The 1,291-nt window shown below is 72.3% G+C and carries 1 protein-coding gene; it reads right to left on the bottom strand.

Annotation, left to right across the window (positions count from 1 at the left end):
* Positions 1-1,291 (bottom strand): PhoH family protein (locus AB0K43_RS31445; RefSeq protein WP_363645832.1); only part of this gene is annotated, 1,291 nt, incomplete at both ends.

Below are 1,291 nucleotides of genomic sequence, written 5' to 3'. Positions count from 1 at the left end.
CCTCCAGCATCTCGGTGACGAGTGCGGCGATCGGGGAGCGCTCGGAGCGGGTCAGCGTGATGTGGGCGAACAGCGGGTGTCCCTTCAGCTTCTCCACCACCGCGACCACGCCGTCGTACCGGCCCACCCGGAGGTTGTCGCGCTGGGCGACGTCGTGGGTGAGCACCACCCGGGAGCCCTGGCCGATCCGGGAGAGCACCGTCAGCAGCACGTTGCGCTCCAGGGACTGGGCCTCGTCCACGATCACGAACGCGTCGTGCAGGGAGCGGCCGCGGATGTGGGTCAGCGGCAGCACCTCCAGCATCCCCCGGGCGATCACCTCCTCGATCACGTCCGGGGTCGTGACGGCGGAGAGGGTGTCGAAGACCGCCTGGGCCCAGGGGCTCATCTTCTCCGACTCGGACCCGGGCAGGTAGCCGAGCTCCTGCCCGCCGACCGCGTACAACGGCCGGAAGACCATCACCTTCCGGTGCTGCTGACGCTCCAGCACCGCCTCCAGGCCGGCGCACAGCGCCAGCGCGGACTTGCCGGTACCGGCCCGGCCGCCCATCGAGACGATCCCGACCTCCTGGTCGAGCAGCACGTCCAGCGCGATCCGCTGCTCGGCGCTGCGGCCGCGCAACCCGAACGCCTCGCGGTCGCCGCGCACCAGCCGGACCCGGCCGTCCTGGGTGACCCGGCCGAGCGCGCGCCCGCGCTCCGAGGTCAGCACCAGACCGGTGTGCACCGGGAGTTCCGCCGCTCCTTCGACCTCGAGCGCCACGTCGTGGCCGGCCGCGAAGAGCGCGTCCACCCGATCCCCGGAGACCTGGAGCTCGGCCATGCCCGTCCAGCCGGAGGTGATCGCCAGCTCGGCCCGGTACTCCTCGGCGAGCAGGCCCACCGAGCTCGCCTTGATCCGCAGCGGCAGGTCCTTGGAGACGACGGTGACGTCGTACCCCTCCGCCTGGAGATTGCGGGCGACGGCCAGGATGCGGGTGTCGGCCTCGCCGCCGCCCGCCCGGTAGCCGGCCGGCAGGATCGACGGGTCCGAGTGGTTCAACTCGACCCGGATGCTGCCACCGAGCTCCCCGACCGGGATCGGCTCGTCGAGCCGGCCGTAGCGGACCCGGAAGTCGTCCAGCAGGCGCAGCGCCTGGCGGGCGAAGTAGCCCAGCTCGGGGTGGTGCCGCTTGGCCTCCAGCTCGGTGACCACCACCACCGGGAGGACGACCTCGTGCTCCTCGAAGCGCGTCATGGCGAGGGGGTCCGCCAGGAGCACGCTGGTGTCGAGTACGTACGTCCGCCGGTC

This window comes from Kitasatospora sp. NPDC049258 (genome assembly GCF_040678895.1).
In the GTDB taxonomy this organism is placed as follows: domain Bacteria; phylum Actinomycetota; class Actinomycetes; order Streptomycetales; family Streptomycetaceae; genus Kitasatospora.
Note: the sequence above shows the minus strand (reverse complement) of the source record. Positions and strands in the feature narration are given on the sequence as shown.